The 16,373-nt window shown below is 60.0% G+C and carries 14 protein-coding genes; 7 read left to right on the top strand and 7 right to left on the bottom strand.

What is annotated here, in order from left to right; genetic code table 11:
* Position 1 precedes the first annotated feature (1 nt).
* The 6 genes from narI to moaC all read left to right on the top strand — a co-directional run bounded on the left by narI (position 2) and on the right by moaC (position 4,871).
* The gene (narI, locus tag BQ7471_RS09550) at positions 2 to 778 is read left to right on the top strand and encodes a respiratory nitrate reductase subunit gamma (RefSeq protein ID WP_076466359.1); all 777 of its coding nucleotides are present in this window, start codon (positions 2 to 4) and stop codon (positions 776 to 778) included.
* A 77-nt stretch (positions 779 to 855) separates the two neighbouring features.
* The gene (locus BQ7471_RS09545) at positions 856 to 1,842 is read left to right on the top strand and encodes a MoaD/ThiS family protein (RefSeq protein WP_235821291.1); all 987 of its coding nucleotides are present in this window, start codon (positions 856 to 858) and stop codon (positions 1,840 to 1,842) included.
* A gap of 35 nt (positions 1,843 to 1,877) precedes the next feature.
* Positions 1,878 to 2,297 carry a molybdenum cofactor biosynthesis protein MoaE gene (locus tag BQ7471_RS09540; protein WP_076465820.1) on the top strand — a complete coding sequence of 140 codons (420 nt, stop codon included), beginning with the start codon at positions 1,878 to 1,880 and terminating at the stop codon, positions 2,295 to 2,297.
* Positions 2,294 to 3,097: a HesA/MoeB/ThiF family protein gene (locus BQ7471_RS09535; RefSeq protein WP_235821290.1), complete on the top strand. Its 804-nt coding sequence runs from the start codon at positions 2,294 to 2,296 to the stop codon at positions 3,095 to 3,097. Before BQ7471_RS09540 ends, BQ7471_RS09535 begins: the two co-directional genes overlap by 4 nt.
* Entirely contained in the window at positions 3,094 to 4,395 is a 1,302-nt protein-coding gene (locus BQ7471_RS09530) for a molybdopterin molybdotransferase MoeA (RefSeq protein WP_076465819.1), read from the top strand. The genes BQ7471_RS09535 and BQ7471_RS09530 overlap by 4 nt, the downstream gene beginning before the upstream one ends.
* Positions 4,395 to 4,871 carry a cyclic pyranopterin monophosphate synthase MoaC gene (gene moaC, locus BQ7471_RS09525; RefSeq protein WP_076465817.1) on the top strand — a complete coding sequence of 159 codons (477 nt, stop codon included), beginning with the start codon at positions 4,395 to 4,397 and terminating at the stop codon, positions 4,869 to 4,871. The genes BQ7471_RS09530 and moaC overlap by 1 nt, the downstream gene beginning before the upstream one ends.
* Before the next feature lie 16 nt (positions 4,872 to 4,887).
* On the opposite strand, the gene BQ7471_RS09520 is transcribed toward moaC, so the two are convergent.
* The 7 genes from BQ7471_RS09520 to BQ7471_RS09485 all read right to left on the bottom strand — a co-directional run bounded on the left by BQ7471_RS09520 (position 4,888) and on the right by BQ7471_RS09485 (position 15,205).
* Positions 4,888 to 5,415, bottom strand: a complete 528-nt coding sequence (locus BQ7471_RS09520) for a MogA/MoaB family molybdenum cofactor biosynthesis protein (protein WP_076465816.1) — start codon at positions 5,413 to 5,415, stop codon at positions 4,888 to 4,890.
* A 748-nt stretch (positions 5,416 to 6,163) separates the two neighbouring features.
* The gene (locus BQ7471_RS09510; RefSeq protein WP_076465812.1) at positions 6,164 to 8,149 is read right to left on the bottom strand and encodes an RICIN domain-containing protein; all 1,986 of its coding nucleotides are present in this window, start codon (positions 8,147 to 8,149) and stop codon (positions 6,164 to 6,166) included.
* The gene (locus tag BQ7471_RS09505; RefSeq protein ID WP_083663362.1) at positions 8,118 to 9,590 is read right to left on the bottom strand and encodes a glycoside hydrolase family 1 protein; all 1,473 of its coding nucleotides are present in this window, start codon (positions 9,588 to 9,590) and stop codon (positions 8,118 to 8,120) included. The genes BQ7471_RS09510 and BQ7471_RS09505 overlap by 32 nt, the downstream gene beginning before the upstream one ends.
* A gap of 3 nt (positions 9,591 to 9,593) precedes the next feature.
* A complete protein-coding gene (locus tag BQ7471_RS09500) occupies positions 9,594 to 10,334 on the bottom strand; it encodes a carbohydrate ABC transporter permease (protein ID WP_159438541.1) in 741 nt (246 codons plus the stop codon).
* 101 nt (positions 10,335 to 10,435) lie between these two features.
* The gene (locus tag BQ7471_RS09495) at positions 10,436 to 11,347 is read right to left on the bottom strand and encodes a carbohydrate ABC transporter permease (RefSeq protein ID WP_083663361.1); all 912 of its coding nucleotides are present in this window, start codon (positions 11,345 to 11,347) and stop codon (positions 10,436 to 10,438) included.
* 49 nt (positions 11,348 to 11,396) lie between these two features.
* On the bottom strand, positions 11,397 to 12,677 hold the full coding sequence (locus BQ7471_RS09490) for an ABC transporter substrate-binding protein (RefSeq protein ID WP_083663360.1): 1,281 nt from the start codon (positions 12,675 to 12,677) through the stop codon (positions 11,397 to 11,399).
* Complete coding sequence (locus BQ7471_RS09485) at positions 12,650 to 15,205, bottom strand: beta-glucosidase (protein ID WP_083663359.1); 2,556 nt, start codon at positions 15,203 to 15,205, stop codon at positions 12,650 to 12,652. The genes BQ7471_RS09490 and BQ7471_RS09485 overlap by 28 nt, the downstream gene beginning before the upstream one ends.
* Positions 15,206 to 15,592: 387 nt before the next feature.
* On the opposite strand from BQ7471_RS09485, the gene BQ7471_RS09480 reads away from it, so the two are divergent.
* Positions 15,593 to 16,327 (top strand): TetR/AcrR family transcriptional regulator, encoded by a 735-nt coding sequence (locus tag BQ7471_RS09480; protein ID WP_083663358.1) that lies wholly within the window; start codon positions 15,593 to 15,595, stop codon positions 16,325 to 16,327.
* Positions 16,328 to 16,373 lie beyond the last annotated feature (46 nt).

Below are 16,373 nucleotides of genomic sequence, written 5' to 3'. Positions count from 1 at the left end.
CATGCTGCACTCCTCCACCACGCTGATCTCCGCAGCGAATATAGCCGGGGGCGACGTCACCGTCATCGACACCCTCGCATGGGCGGTCCTGCCATATGCGGCGATCATCCTCATGATCGTCGGCCTCATCTGGAGGTATCGGACCGACCAATACGGGTGGACGTCCCGTTCCTCGAATTGGAACGAGTCCGCGATCCTGCGCTGGTCCTCGCCGATGTTCCACTTCGGGATCCTCTTCGTCGCCCTCGGTCACGTCATGGGCCTCATCATCCCGAAGAGCGTCACCGAAGCGGTCGGCATCCCCCAGCACATGTACCACCTCATGGCGACCATTCCCGGCTCGATCGCCGGACTCGTCACGATCGTCGGCCTCGTCGCGCTACTCTACCGGCGCATCGTGGTGAAATCGGTGCGCCTGGCGACGACCCGCATGGACATCGTCACTTACATCCTCCTGTGTCTGCCGGTCTTCCTCGGCGGATGGGCGACCTTGTCCACACAGGTCCTCGGGGGTCCGCACGGCTACGACTATCGCGAAACGATCTCCGTGTGGTTCCGCTCCATCTTCTACCTCAATCCCCAGGTGCAGCTGATGGTCGACGTTCCGCTCGCCTTCAAACTCCACATCGGAGCCGGTCTGCTTCTATTCTGCGTCTGGCCGTTCACACGCCTCATCCACGTGCTGTCCGCACCGGTCGGCTACACCACGAGGCCGCATATCGTCTATCGCTCCCGCAAGGACGCCTCCCAGGCAGAAGACCCGGCGCGCGGATGGTAGAAGGCGACTGCGATAGACTCCAGCGAGGTACGCGGTATCCGCCGCGAACCGTATCTGTGAAGGAATGGGAGGAATCCGTGGTCGAGCAGGGCACGCCCCGTAGCCTCGAAGACCTGTTGTCGACGATGGCGACGCTGACGACGGCACAACACACACTTCTCAGCCGTATCTCCGCCCACACCTGTCCCGTGACCGCGACCGACCTCGCCGACGAAGCGAGTCTGCACGTGTCGTCTGTGAGGGAGACCCTCGATGCCCTCACCGCACTCGGCCTCATCGCGCGCACCCAGCTACCGGCCAAAGGACGGGGGCGACCCTCCATCGGATATTCGACATCGGTACCGACCGATCCCTCCTTCGCGGCGCAAATGCTCACCCAATTCGCAGCAGCCGTCTTCGAGTGCCTCCACGTCGCCGACGTCGACCAGACCGAGGAGGCGCGTGCGATTGGACGCGCCTGGGGCGACCGAGCCCTCGCATCGATGCATGTTCCCGACCATTCGAAGCTGGGCTCCGCCTCGCTGACGGAATTCTCCCTCGCCAACCACATGGGGAAGATCCGCCTGCTCCTGACCGCACTGGGCCTGGGCGCCACACCCTCGTCCGTGTCGCCGACGGCGTTCACTCTCACCGCCTGCCCGCTGACGGAGCCCGACAACCCCGATCGCCTCGCACTCAATGTCCGCCGGGGACTCGTCGACCGCATTCTGGAGCGCACCGCCGTCTCATTGGCGACATGGGAGTGGATTCCCGACCCGGATGACCCCCTCATTGCGACCATCGTGCTCACCGAATCCACAGCATCATGGAAGCCTCCGACGACACACGTCCACTTCTTCGGTGGAGCATCCGACGCCGCGGGCACGGATATGCTGGAACTCGCCGAGGACGATGTCCCCGACACGCTGGGGCGACTCATCGTCGACTTGTCGCGCTCCTTCCCCGCCCTCGCCCCCATCCTCGATGTGTCGTCCTACCTGGTGGAGCAGCGTCCGGCGGATCGTACGCGCGCATTGCGGCCGGGGGTGCGCATCGATGTCCTCCCCCCGTTCGCGGGCGGCTGAGCGTCGGATTGACCATCAGAGTTCAGGAGAGAGCAGTGGGTACGGTACACACGTCAATCACGGAGGAGGTCCTCGACGTCGAGGCCATCTGCCGTTCGGTGGACGATCCGTCATGCGGAGGGATCGCCTCCTTCGTGGGGGTCGTCCGCGATCACGATTCCGGTTCGGGCGTTGTCGGCATCGACTATTCGGCTCATCCGAGCGCGGACCAGATCCTCCGCGATATCGCAATGCACATCGGGACCCGGCCCGGCGTCCACGCGGTCACCGCGTGGCATCGCACCGGATATTTGAGGGTCGGTGACGCGGTGATGGTCGTCGCCGTGGCGGCTGAACATCGGGCTCAAGCGTTCGCGGGGGTCCAAGCCGTCGTCGAAGACGTCAAGGCCTCCCTTCCCGTGTGGAAGAAACAGATTCTCACCGACGGTTCACATTCCTGGTCCGGTTTGCCGTGAGTGCACCAGCCACGAACGCCGTCACGATCCCCCTCGCCCGCCCCGTCATCCCCCTTGACGAGAACGATCCGCGCCTTGAGCGCCATCGCCGCTCCTGGATGGTCGACGGAATCGGACCCCTCGGCCAAGCCCGCCTGGGCGCAGCCCGCGTCCTCGTAGTGGGAGCCGGGGGCCTGGGCTCCCCCGTTCTCGCCTACCTCGCTGCGGCGGGTGTCGCAGTAGTCGGGATGTGCGACCACGATCGAGTCGAGGAGACGAATCTGCAGCGGCAGATCCTCTACCGCTCCGATCACGTGGGCGCCCTCAAAACCGACGCCGCCGCCGATTCTCTTGCAGCTCTCTCCCCCGACTGCGAGCTTCGCCCCTTCGGCCGTGTGACGGCCGAATTCCTCGACGAGCAGGCGGGCGCGTGGGACGTCATCATCGACTGCTCCGATGACTACACGACGAAATACGAGGTCGCGGACTGGTGCGCCTCATCGGGGACCCCACTCGTCTGGGGCACGGCGGTCGGAACGCGCTTCCAGGTCTCCGTGTTCTGGTCCGCTCCCCCCTCCCCCGTCCCGCCGACGTCATTGCGGATGCTCCATGCGCAGCCCCCGCCAATGGGGGCGACCCCCTCGTCGCAGACCGATGGGGTGCTCGGGCCGGTAGCGGGCCAGGCGGGAGCGGTGATGGCGACTGAGGCGATCAAGCTGATCGCCGGTTTCGGGCGCCCCCTCATCGGCTCCGTCCTCGTCGTCGACGCTGCGTCCCAGCGCCACGACATCCTCGTCTTCGCACCCTGGGAGGGCCAATGAATACGCACCCGGACACCGCCGCATGGTCGATCGACGCTCATCGCGGCCTCGTCGAGTCCCTCGTCGCCGTCGTGGACGATGTCGAGGCGCCCGTACAGGAGTGCCGCAGCCTCGTCCTCGCGCGCGATGTAACGGCGGCACTGCCCCTGCCGCCGTTTACGAACTCCGCAATGGACGGCTTCGCCCTCGCCTCGGCGGATGTCGCGGATGTGGAGGCTCCTGTGACCCTGTCCGTTACGGGGGATATCGCCGCGGGTGACGGCACGGATCATCGCCTCGAGCCCGGATGCGCGATGCGCATCATGACGGGTGCCCGAATGCCCCAGGGGGCGGACACAGTTGTAAAGGTCGAGTGGACCGACCACCCGGCGGGCGTCGCCGATCCTCCCAGTCATGTGCGCCTCGACCGGTTCCCCGACCCCGGGGCGAATGTGCGCCACGAGGGCGAGGTCTGCGCCGTCGGCGACACTGTCCTGCGCGCCGGGCAGGTGCTGGATGCCGCCGCCGTGTCCGCCGCCGTGGCCGCCGGATGTACGCGGGTCCGCGTCCGCCCCCATCCGCGGGTGCTCATCGTGACCACCGGCTCCGAGCTGGTCGAACCGGGCGAAAAGGTGCGCCCCGGCATGATCCCCGATTCGAATGGCCCCCTGTTGCGCGGCCTCGTCGAAGAGGCGGGCGGCCTCGTCATCGGACACCTGCGATGCCCCGACGATCCACTCCTCCTGTCGTCCCTGCTCGCCGCACACGATCGGGCGGATCTCGTCATCACGGCGGGCGGGATCTCCCAGGGCGCCTACGAGGTCGTGCGCCGGGCCCTTGCGGATAGCGTCCGATTCCACCACGTCGCACAGCAGCCGGGCGGCCCCCAGGGGGCGGGCACGGTCGACGTCGGCGGACAGGCGACGCCGGTCGTGTGCCTTCCGGGCAATCCCGTGAGCGTCCTCGTCTCCTTCGCCGTCTACGTCCGCGGACTCATCGATATCCTCGCCGGCCGCACTACAGGCGATGGCGCGAGTCGCCCACCCGCTCTGCCCGGCGTTGCGCGGGTCCCATGGCGTACGCCTGCGGGGCGCACACAATTCATCCCCGTACGCGTCGTCCGATTCGACGAGGACGGGCGACTGCTGGTGGAGCCCTCGCATCGTCTCGGCTCGGGCTCTCACGCCGTTGTCGGCCTGGCCCGGGCGGATGGCCTCGCCATGGTCGACGCCGATATCGATGAGGTCGATGCGGGCATGGCTCTGCCGATCATTCCCCTTGAACGCCTGCGGAGGCGACGACACACCGTGGAGTACTGATGACCAGCGATTTCACCCATCTTCGCGCCGATGGCGCCGCCCGCATGGTCGATGTCACCGCGAAAACCCCGACAGTGCGCCAGGCGACGGCGCGAGCCCGCGTCCGCTGTTCGTCGACGGTGATGGAGGCTCTGCGCACCGGCTCCGTCCCGAAGGGGGATGTCCTCGCGGTGGCCCGGATCGCCGGGATACAGGCAGCGAAGAAGGTCCCTGATCTGTTGCCGCTCGCTCATGTCATCGGCGTGCACGGATGCGAGGTCGACCTCGTCCTCGCCGACGACCATGTCGAGATCGAGGCGAGTGTTCGCACCGCGGATCGCACGGGCGTCGAAATGGAGGCGCTCGCCTGCGTCACCGTCGCCGCCCTCGCCGTCATCGACATGGTCAAGGGCGTGGATCGCAGCGCGTTCATCGCCGATGCCCGCATTACCGCGAAGTCGGGCGGGCGCAGCGGAACCTGGGTGCGCACCGACTGATCCTACAGCGCAGTCGTCACGATCCCTCTGGCCGCGGGTGGTCGCCGCCTGCGAGTTGGTCGAGGATGTGGGCGATGAGAGGGCCGATGACACCGATGGCGTCCGCGACTCCGCCGCGAGAGCCGGGGACGTTGACGACGAGGGCTCCGTTCTCATTCCTCTCGGTGACTCCGACGAGCCCGCGCGACAGGGCTGCGGCGTGCGCATGGGGCTCTCCCGCCCTGCGCATTGCGTCCTCCAATCCGGGGATACGGGTGGCCAGGAGGGGCTCTGTGGCGTCGGGGGTGACGTCGCGCGGGGCGAGGCCTGTGCCGCCGGTCGTGATGACGCAACGCGCACCCGCGTCAATGGCGGCTCTGATCGCAGCGCCGACGGCCCCGGCCTCGTCGGGGACGGTGATGAGCCCGGCGTCGACCCCGAAATCCTTGAGGAGGCTCACAGCGAGAGGACCTGAGAGGTCGTCGGCGAGGCCCGCGGCGCATCGGTCGGAGACAGTGATGACGGCGCCCGCTGTGCGGGGTCCGTGTCCGCCCGCGGAGTCCATCCGCAATGCCCCGGTCGGTGTCATGCCTCAACGATACCCCGCGGTCGCCCTCCGGGCCGCTACACCGATACCGCCCCTCAGTCGGGTTCTACGATTTCGATTCATAGCGGCACCGCCTGTTCGAATATTTCTTGCGAAGCCCAGTGGGCGAGGCGAGTGTCGGCGATCGATTTAACGAACGCACGCAGTTTCCCGTTCACCACCCAGCAACCCGATACAGAATCCGCATGATTCTGCCAATCCAGCTGTTCGGCTGAGGGGTCACCCGACGAAACTGCGCACGCTCTCAGCGGAAGGCGGCTCCACGCTTGGGCATCTGCGGCATACCGAGGAGGACGCGCGGGTTGATCACCTTGATAGCGTCGGCTACCCCGCAGCGCGACCCGTGGGTGTTGACGACGAGAGCACCGTCTTCGTGTCGCGATGTGACACCGACGAAGCGCGCACCGAAGTCGAGAACCTCTCAAATCGCCCGTCGAATGACTTCGATCTTGTCGGGGACGAGGAGGAGGTCCGCGACAATGCCGTGACGGACCGAGAAGCTCAACGGCGCGTGGGCCGGACACATCCTGGGCGATGCCCGTCGAACAGCGATCCGGCACGGTGATGACTGAGGCGTGAAGCGGCGGCGTGTGTCCCATGCTTCCCTCACATCCGTCAGCCTTCACCCTGTGGATGGATCTGGTCTTGTGAAATGCGAAGAAGCTCTCATATTGATGACGCTCATTCCATCATGTCCGCAACGACTTCAGTCTACAGGAACGAACATGAACTGCTGATTCGTATTCAACGGATCAGCCGCCCACTGTTGGTAAACTTCGCCATTCATCACCGATCCCGAAGGCAGATCAACGGCTCGTCCGTTTCCACGATTGACGATCGATAACCATCCTCCCGCCCGTGCAACGACTCTCCATTGCTGATTGACGTTTCCGTTTCCGGTAATCTCCCACTGTTGGAGCTGAGTACCGTTCGCGGATTGGCCGTTGGGCACGTCCAGCGCTTTCCCGGACTTCGCATTCACCAGGTTGACGTAGCCATCGCCCGCATCTCTCACGATCCAACGTTGGTCTAGATCGCCGTCATCGACCCACTGCACTATGCACGCCCCGTTGTCAGTGGAACCCGCACACGTTCCTATCGTCTTTCCGCTCGCTCGAGACACGATCCTGTAACTTCTCTCCGCTGTTGGCGTTGTCGGCAACGGACTGGCAGCAGGAACGGCACCGACGAAAGTAACGGTCTCCCGAGGACCGAAGGTGTAAAGAACGTGGGAGTGCCGATTCACATTGATGGCGATAGAGGCGTTTGTATCTCGACTGTTATTCGCGATGATAACGAGCTCCCCATTCGGGTTCTTGAAAGCGGCAGTCACTACACCATGAGCATCTTCAGTCGAGGCGACTTGCGTTGCTCCTTGAGCTACGAATCTACTGATTTGCGCCATGTGGCTCAAATTTGGGTGAACAGTCCAGTGCGCGCTCGAGGAAGCCGGAGCGTCGACCGTCACCAATGGATGGCAGCCGACACATCCTCCCAGATGTGGACCTCCGAACTTGTCGAGCGCGAAGTTCCACAGGATCACTGCTTCAGCTCGATTCTGGAACGAGCGGAGAGCCATTTCAGCTGAGCTGAAGCGAATGATATCTGTTGGCGCGGATGTCGAGGAACACTCGCTCTCTATGACTCGCCGCGAAGGATCAATGTTGTATACTTTTTCCATATAGGCGGGATCTGCATCATTGTCGTAGCAGTGCCATGCGAAGCCGGAGAGTTCGTTATTCGTCGTCTGGTGAAGCAGTGTTGCTGCAAATTCAGCGGAAGTAAAATTGTGATCCCAACCGAAGATCTGCTGCTGGTATCCATTCATGCGAAGAGTGGGCACGAGATTCGTAGTTATCCATTGAACCTGGCTTTCAGCAGTCCAGCTGATACCGGGATATGTATCCGGACAGTATCGGGGTTCATTCTGAGGAGTGACTGCCCACATTTCAATTCCTTGAGCACGGTAGGCATCCAGCCACTTCACAAAATACTCCGCCCATGCCTGGCGGTATTCGTAACGCAATTCGCCGTCAACTCCATTGGAATGGCAGACGATTGAATCGTTCGTCTTCATCCACGCTGGAGCACCCCACGGGCTGGCAATGAGCTTGAGGTCGGGGTTCACCGCCAACGCATCTTTGATCAGCGGAATGATGTACTGGGTGTCTCGAGGAGTGAGTGCGAAGTTCGCAAGAACGTCATCGTCTGGCCCCTTCACGTCGGCGTTCGTCCAATGCGCGGCAGCACCGGTAAAATCGGATGATCCCATAGGGACTCGCCAGACCGTCATGTTGTACTCGCTCGGAGAGAACACCCGGTTCAAAAGTTCGTCGTAAGCAGCTTTGTCGTCATTCTTCAGCTGCATCATCAGCTGAGCGGATGAGTCGGTGAAGGAAGCGCCAACGCCCATGTAGGACTGTCCCGTTACAGAGTCATCAACCCAGACGGTCGCATCGGCGTGCAGGGTACCTGATTCAACCGACAGATCGCCACCGTACTCCACCTGAGAAGTACCCGTCTGATCCGAGTGCCATACAGCGAAGGAACTGGACGAGGCAGCTGTCGACTCATCGACTCCTATCAGCCCCACCGCCCCCACCGCTAGAACCATCCCTGCTCCGAGAACCGTGCGATGTGACATCATGTCGCTCACCGTCTTACCTTTCTGTATTCGCGCGCCGAGTTCCATTACCGCATCCAGTGGGAGCGCCTCCACCACTGGATGTAATCATTTCTTTCACCCAGAATGCGCTCGCTTTCGGCCGACAGACCTGCGAGGCGAAATCGGTGTGAAAAAGACCATAATTCAGACCATAGCCGTCTGACCATTCAAAATTATCTTGGAGAGTCCAAAGAATAACCCGAGCAATATTGATTCCGGACATGCGCGACTGCGCTACCATCCGCAGGTTCTCCGCGAAGAAATAGATCCGTTCAAAGTCATTGCACGTACCGTTATCATCAATTCGATCGTGTAGTCCTATTCCAATTTCTGTAATCCAAATCGGTAGTCGGGTGCGGTCCGACACGCGTTCAAGCACGCGTCCGAGACCATCCGGTGCGACGGCAACGCCGTTTGCGCTGCGCAGTCCAATGCGATTCATCTTGACGGCGTCAGCGATGATGGGCTGCTGATCCTTCTGAGCCCGGGCGACAATATGCTGCTCGTAATAGTTGACGCCGATGAAATCCATGCGATGAGAGTTGAGGTCGTGGGCCAACCGAGCTAACGCCCGCTCCCAGCGGTCCGCACCGAATATATCGACAGCATCTTCGGGGAGAGTCCCCGATAACAACGGGTCCATGAAGAGTCGGTTTTCCACCAGGTCGATTACTCTGCCAGCATTCTCATCGGCTTGTGAATGAAGACAGACATCGGAGAGGTTGATAGCGATACCCACCTCGCCACCGGGATCCACTCTTCGAATCGTCGCAAGAGCCGCTAAATGCGCATCGATGAGAGTGATCGCCACGTCCAGCCATTGGGGGTCTCTGTGTTTTCCTGGTGCGTGGAGTCCTGTGTAGTAACCATGAAACGCCGTGCAGAACGGTTCATTGAGAGTGATCCAGGAGATATGTCGGCCAGACATGGCGGAGCACACGATTTCAACGAAGCGGCAGAATTCATCCACCGCTCGTGGAGCCAACCAACCTCCCTCGTCTTCAAGCCACTGAGGGAGGTCCCAGTGATACAGCGTGACGATGGGGTGAATCCCGACTTCTTGCAGATCATCGACGATCCTCAGGTAGTATTCCAGCCCTTCTTGATTCACTGCTCCGTCACGAGCGGGAACGACCCTGCTCCACGACACCGAAAAACGATAGTCGGCAATGTCGAGCCACTGCAGTCGTTTAAGAGCATCACCCCAGCACCCCTCGTAGAACCCACATGTATGTTCCGCATTCTCCCCCCGGTGAATCGCACCGGGGAGACGCGCGAATACATCCCACACCGAATCGCTCCGTCCGCCCTGATGAGCACCTCCTTCAACTTGGAAAGCCGCAGTCGCCGTCCCCCAGCGGATTTGTTCCAGTTGTTCGCATTCTTCAAAAGTGAACGCGGGAGGAGCAGCCCCTTCGAGTTGACGCCAGTTGCCTGGCGCGTCAGTTTTCACTGCATACATCGGCATCTCCTATCTATATCCGAGACGCATACCACTAAGAAGGTACTTCTGGAGTGCTAGTGCCACGACCAACGCGGGAAGTGTGAGGACGAGACCTCCTGCCATCAATTCCCCCCAGTAGATCTTGTATCCTGTTTGCATTTGCATCAGTGACGAGGTCAACGGCATGATCGATTCATCGGTAATGAAGCTCATCGGGAACAGAAGATCCGTCCAACCGGCTAAGAAGCTGTAAAGAATCACGGTCATGATTCCCGGCTTGGCAAGGGGAAGAACGATTCTTCGGAAGACGCCGAATGGCGATAATCCATCGAGTAGTGCCGCTTCTTCAACCTCCTTCGGTAATAGGTCGAAGAATGGCTTTAACAGCCAGATGACAAACGGGAGATTAAGGACCGATACCCCGACAATGACTGATGTCAACGTATTGAGCATCTTGAGCTGTTGCATCAGCAGGAACAACGGGATCACTAAGGCTGATGGAGTGACGAGGCGTGCAAGGATCAGAACTCCGAGTAGCGCACCGCTGCCTGTGAAGGGGTACCGAGAGAATCCGTAGGCGGCCGCTCCTCCGACGAAGACGCTGATGAGGACTGTTGACACGGCGATGAAGACACTGTTGAGCGTTGAGGTGGCGAAGTGGAAGCGCACAAACAGGTTGTTGTAGTGCTCAAACGTCGGACGAAGAGCCAAATCGAGTGGTGCACTCGAGAAGATATCACTGTCCGCTCGGAAGGAGGCAACGAGCATCCAGGCGAGCGGGACGAGATTCACGACGGAGAAGACCGCGAGACTCGCAGCGGAGAGAATGAGAGTAAGGCGCCGACGCGCCGAACGACGGAGTCTCCGTTTCATTGTTCAGTCTTCCGTTTCAGTAGGATGCTTCCGAACGCAAATGAGACGACCATTGCCACCAGCGCCAAAGCCGCGGCTCGCCCGTAATCAAGGTTGGTGAACGCGGTCTTCCAGATGAGTAGCGGAATAACCTGGGTATCCGTTCCGGGTCCTCCACCGGTCGTGACGAAAACCGTGTCGAAGACCTTGGTGAAAGCGTCGACGGCACGAAACGCCGCTGTCACCAGAAACACCGGAAGAATCGAGGGCATGGTGATGGACCACAGTGTGATCCACGGGCCGGCACCATCCAGTTCAGCCGCTTCAAATTGGGATTGATCGATGGATAGGATCGCCGCGAGGAGTACGAAGAGAACGAAGGGCATCATCTTCCAGGCGTCAATGATGATGATCGAAACAATCGGATGCTCGACGAGCCACGGCGTATGTGTGCCCAGGAGAGCGTTGACAGGCCCGAATTGCGCGTCAAGGAGCATCTTCCAGGCGAATGCCCCCGCAACTGCCGGAATCGCAAACGGCAAAATGAATGACGATGCCAGGACCTTTCCGATAAGAACACCGAAGCGCCCCTGCGCATGCATCATGATGTGTGCCAGTCCGAGTGCGCACACGAGACCAATAAGCATTTCGAGGGCAACCGAGGCAAACGTGAAGATGAGAGTCACTCTTAAGGATTTGACGACGAGATCGTCGCTCGCGATCCTCAGATAGTTTTCAACTCCGACGAAGTGCGCGGTTTCCGAACGCATCGGCGCATATTCGGTGAAGGACATTGACAGTAGGTAAACGAGCGGGAAGAACATGACAGCCCCAACGATGAGTATTGCAGGAGAAGTCAGAGCCCAGCCAGTGCCGGACCGTCGCTTGATCATCACACCGTCCGTGTGAAACCGCCTCTCCTGCGTCATCCCATCCTCCTATTAGACCGTCATGCGTCTTTCAGCGATGCCGGAATGCTCACTCGATCGCCTTGCGTCCCGCGAACTTTTCGTCCTGAAGCCACTTCGCCACTTCACTAGGGCTCTCCTGCTTCGTCATGACCTTCGCCAGTCCTTCCGCCACACCGGAAGTCAATTCCGAAGCCCACGTGGTGTGGTTATAGGTGAGATGGTGGACTACCTTTTCAAGATCCTCGATCCCTACAAGGGAACTGCGGATCTCGGGATTGCTCAGGAGCCCCTCGCGGGCCGGAAGATTCCCAGTCGCAACGCTCTGCGACACTTGATACTCGTCACTCAGCATCCACGTGAGGAATCTGCCTGCGGCTTCCTTATTCGTTGAGGCCTCGGGAATCGTTGCGATCATTGATCCTATCTCGGTATCAGCACCCGGCAGCGGCGCCATTCCGACCTTGTCTCCCATCGTGGATCGAAGCGTGTTGGAGGCATAGAGCCAGTTCATGTACATCGCGCTCTTCCCCTCCTGCATGAGTTGATCACAGTCGAAGAATGACTGCGTTTCCCAACCTGGCGCATTGAAAGAAATGAGCTGCTGCACATAAGTCATCGCTTGGATGTTTTCGGGAGTATTCATGGTGAGATCTCCCGTCGGGATGTCTCCGTAGTTGCCTCCCAATCCGTATAGAAGACGCGTGTTGTCTCCGGAGATCGACCAGTCGGTTCCGCCCATGCAGAAGCCGTAGAGTTCCGGCGGACGATGGAAGAACTGAGCGAGTTGGACCATCTCATCGAAGGAATTCGGGGGAGCGAGCTCTCGTCCGTACTGAGCTGCGAATGCGCTCTTCTCCTCCGGATCGCCGAAGAGATCTTGACGGTAGAAGAACATTGGGAAGTTGAAGTACTGGGGCACTCCGATGAGGACTCCGTCGTCCCGCGTGTAGAGATCCGAATGCAAGACATCGTCGAGGACCTTCTTATCGATCACTGCGGAGACATCGGAAACGTGAGCCTTCTTCAACCCCCACAGCGCGTCATCTCCACCGCCGATGAATACGACATCGTACTGACCCGCGTCTTGGATGAGTTCAGAAACCTTGCGCTGCCCCCACACGTCTCGCGCAACTTTTTCGACTTTCACCTCGATACCGGAAGCCTTTGTAAAATCCGCAGTACCGTCTGCAAGGGCGTCGCTTTCTGGCCCATCCACTGCAAGTACTGTGACGGGCTCGGATGCCGTACTTCGTGTCGTTGTGGGAGAAGTGGTTTGACTACAGGCGGATAGGCCGAGTGCGAGAGTGCCCACCAGGACACTCATGGCGATCGCGTGTTTCCTAGACATGAGGTACTCCTTGAGTGTTCATTGACGGTCGGTTCATCGTCAAAACGAATGTCGGTCATTGCTACTTCTACTGTGATTCGAATGTCGTTGCGAGAACGTCCAATGGCGAGCTCGTAGATGCCGGAGTGTCGTTGCCATCCATGATCGGAACGCCACGTAGCAAGCGCGCGATCCCATAGGTTTACGCGAACGGTACGCGTCTGACCCGCATCGACACTGACACGTTGGTGGCCCACAAGTCTGAAGTCTCGGTGACGGTCGCAACAGCATCCTTCAGCGATGCACCGACCGTACACCTGCACCGATTCCAACGAACGCCGAACTGCGGTATTCGTGATGACGATTGATACTGAAGAGCCGTCCTCGCATTGGGAATACGCTGCGCGCTCATACTCCCAGGCACCCCATCCAAGTCCATGTCCGAATGGAAACGCTGGCCGACAGACACCTGATTTCCAGCCTCGGTAGCCGATTCGGGGCCCTTCAGAGTAGACCACGGCCCCATTGACAGGCGTCGGATTCCCGATCGGATGGTCGGACAGACGCTGCGGCAGCGTCCACGGCAAACGCCCCGTCGGCTCCGCAGTTCCGATCAGGACGTCTACGAGGGCCCGCCCGCCTTCTTGACCGGGAAGCCAGCACCACAGGATGGTTCGAGCCCGATCGATCCACGGTAATTCAAGAGGGGCTCCTGCGTTGATCACGATGACGGCGCACGGATCGCGGGCGAGGACGGCTTCAGCCAACCGATTCTGGTCAGTTGGCAATGAGATTGAGCTTCGATCCCACCCCTCGGATTCGATGTGCTCATCAGTTCCCAGGACGAGGATCGTCGCATCCGATTCGTCCACTGCGCGTAGCGCCTTCTCGAGTGGATCGTCCGTCGAGGGAGGCTCGTGCCGCAGTTGCGCGAAGACTTGATCGCCCCAGCCGGGTGAGTGAAAGACATCGACTACCGCTTCGACATCTACGACACGACCTCCCTCAATGTCATGCATCACGCACTCGGGGTGTTCAAAAGAGGAATCGATGTTGACGGTGTCGTCGAGGGAGCCTGTTGTCTGCTCGAGGATCCCTCCATTGCACGACAGCGTCATTGAGGCCAGTGTCGCCAGGCCCAATCGATGTATTCCAGGTTCGTGAAGATCTATGGCTCCTGCGATTCTCAGCCTCTCCGTACCAGGTGTAATAGATGGCGCCGCACCGTCCCATGGTGCCACTCGGTGCGATATCACCTCGCCACTCGCCGAAAGCTCAGTGATCGACAGCGCATTCTCGGCACCACCGAAAGAGCACCGTTCTGGTTTGACACCGAGATTGTGCACAGTCTGCGCTACTCCGACTTCACTGCGGCATGGAAGTCCCGGCAGTTCCGAAGCGAATGCCTCACTCAGGCTCGCCCAGTACTGAGACCCGAGATTCGAAGAGCCACCGCCCTGAATGAAGAGCCTCTGAGCATTCGGTCCGATGAGAGCGATGCTGCTGAGCTGTTCTACATTGAGAGGCAACGTGTTGTCGTCGTTCTTGAGCAGGACCATCGCCTTCGATGCCAATGATCGACAAACTGCCGTTCCATCGATGAATGTCGTCGACGGTGGGGTCTGGTCATCGAAGGCGCCCACACGATCAGCAAGACGCAGGATCCTCACAACCTTGTCATCGACGACGTCTTCTTCCACGAGTCCTTGTTGCACCGCCTCGAGGAGAGCGTCTCCCCATGGTCCGCTCGGTCCTGGCATAGTGATGTCGAGCCCGGCTCGTGCTGTTGGCACGGTCGAACGTGCCGCGGTCCAATCCGAGATGACGGTTCCATCGAAACCCCATTCATCCTTGAGGATCACGCTCAGCAGATGATGATGCTCAGTAGCCGGGGCGCGTTGCGTCCCGTCGTCCACTCCGTTGTACGCGGCCATGACCGTCCATGCGCCTGCACGCACAGCTTGTTCAAAAGGAAGCAGGTACGTCTCGCGCAATGTCGTTTCATCAACCACTGAAACTGACGTCGTCCGTTCAGTTTCACATTCATTCGCAACATAGTGCTTCGGACACGCTGCCACACCGTTGGCTTGAACGCCTCTGATGAAACCAGCAGCAAGCTCTCCTGTGAGGAACGGGTCTTCGCTGAAACACTCGAAAATCCGACCAGCCAGTGGGGTTCTCTGAAGATTAATTTGCGGTGCCAGGAGCACGTCGATTCCGCACCTGCGCGCCTGATGACCAATGAGATCACCCGCTTGTCGCGCTGCATCCGCATCCCAGCAGGCGGCAACGGCCGAGGGATTGGGAAGCAACTCAACGGATCGGTCGTCCGCGCGATTCCTCATGCGTATTCCGACTCCGCCGTCAGACATGACGATTCGTCGCAATCCGATCGCTTCCACGGGAGACAATGTCCACGCCGTCTCACCAGTGAGAAGAGAGATTTTCTCTCGCAGAGTCAGCCTTTTAAGCAGTGCGCAGTAGTCGCGACTCGCCCCCGACAGACTCCCGCCCTGCACGGGTCTGGAGTCATCATCGACCTCAGCCATCAGCCATCACCCCCTCGTGATGAGCAACAGCGTAACAATAACTAACTTACCTGTCAGCAAGTTTATCGAACAGAAACATTAGGAGCGCCCGCTGGATCGTCTTCGCAGACAACGGAGTCTAGGCCCGATGGCATCGACGCATACATCAGTCAGTATGTTTCCCTCAAACACACCGAGGAGTGACCATCCCAACACCAATCTGACCGTCATCCTCCCAGCGCCTCACGGTTCCACCTCTTATCGGACGAATCCCGCCCTCCGATCGGAGAAGAACAGTCCCGGATTCTTGAATCACCTCGGCGCGTGGCGCGCGTCTGAAGTTCCCCTGCCCGTCATCAGGACCCGACGTCACCGGTCTAGACGCGGACCCGCAACAGAGCGCGAGTTATGCTTCTTATCGTGACCCCCGGATCAGACAAGCCCCGCCGACGTCCTCGTGGAGAAGCTGACGCGACAAGACGGGACATATTGCGCGCCGCCATGGATGTATTCGGCCAGCGCGGCTTTCACAACGGATCCCTTCAGGAAATCGGCGAACAAGTGGGGATGACGCATTCAGGCGTACTGCATCACTTCCACTCCAAACACGCATTGCTTCTTGAAGTCATTCGCTTCAGAGATCAAAGCGACCTCGACGAGATCGAAGGACACCAACTCCCCATGGGCGAGGCCCTCTTCTCGCATTTCAAGCGCACAGTGCGCATGAATGAAGAACGTCCCGGAGTCGTACAGGCGTACGCGGTACTGTGCGGCGAGTCTGTGACTGAAAAGAGCCCTGCGAAAAAGTACTTCCAAGAGCGCTTCCACCGTCTACGCCGACAGGTGGGCGACGCTCTTGCTGACATGGGATGCACCGCTCTCACCGATGACGAGCTCACAGTCGCTGCCGCCAGCCTCATAGGAGCCATGGACGGAATCCAAACCCAATGGCTACTCGCCCCTGATGAGATTGATCTCGTCGCCACCACTGATTTCGTCATCGATTCCATCCTCACCGCAGCCGCCGTCCGGCATTCCGAACTCGTGAATGCCGCTTCGGTGAATGACAATGCCGCCCCAGACAACTCTCACCACAACGGTCTCCCGCCCGTAGACGACGGACGCGTCACCCCCACTCGTTGAGTCGAACGGGATGCGGTCGAAACTCGCTTTCCGAACTCAGCAGGCC

Source organism: Actinomyces mediterranea, from assembly GCF_900155595.1.
Taxonomy (GTDB): Bacteria; Actinomycetota; Actinomycetes; order Actinomycetales; family Actinomycetaceae; genus Pauljensenia; species Pauljensenia mediterranea.
Note: the sequence above shows the minus strand (reverse complement) of the source record. Positions and strands in the feature narration are given on the sequence as shown.

Bases quoted from the DNA above. Each gene is read 5' to 3' on its own strand.
- BQ7471_RS09520 (WP_076465816.1), bottom strand. From the start codon at position 5,415: ATGGACTCCGCGGGCGGACACGGACCCCGCACAGCGGGCGCCGTCATC.
- BQ7471_RS09530 (WP_076465819.1), top strand. From the start codon at position 3,094: ATGAATACGCACCCGGACACCGCCGCATGGTCGATCGACGCTCATCGC.
- BQ7471_RS09480 (WP_083663358.1), top strand. From the start codon at position 15,593: ATGCTTCTTATCGTGACCCCCGGATCAGACAAGCCCCGCCGACGTCCT.
- BQ7471_RS09495 (WP_083663361.1), bottom strand. From the start codon at position 11,347: ATGACGCAGGAGAGGCGGTTTCACACGGACGGTGTGATGATCAAGCGA.
- BQ7471_RS09490 (WP_083663360.1), bottom strand. From the start codon at position 12,677: ATGTCTAGGAAACACGCGATCGCCATGAGTGTCCTGGTGGGCACTCTC.
- BQ7471_RS09485 (WP_083663359.1), bottom strand. From the start codon at position 15,205: ATGGCTGAGGTCGATGATGACTCCAGACCCGTGCAGGGCGGGAGTCTG.
- BQ7471_RS09505 (WP_083663362.1), bottom strand. From the start codon at position 9,590: ATGCCGATGTATGCAGTGAAAACTGACGCGCCAGGCAACTGGCGTCAA.
- narI (WP_076466359.1), top strand. From the start codon at position 2: ATGCTGCACTCCTCCACCACGCTGATCTCCGCAGCGAATATAGCCGGG.
- BQ7471_RS09510 (WP_076465812.1), bottom strand. From the start codon at position 8,149: ATGGAACTCGGCGCGCGAATACAGAAAGGTAAGACGGTGAGCGACATG.
- moaC (WP_076465817.1), top strand. From the start codon at position 4,395: ATGACCAGCGATTTCACCCATCTTCGCGCCGATGGCGCCGCCCGCATG.
- BQ7471_RS09500 (WP_159438541.1), bottom strand. From the start codon at position 10,334: ATGCTCGTTGCCTCCTTCCGAGCGGACAGTGATATCTTCTCGAGTGCA.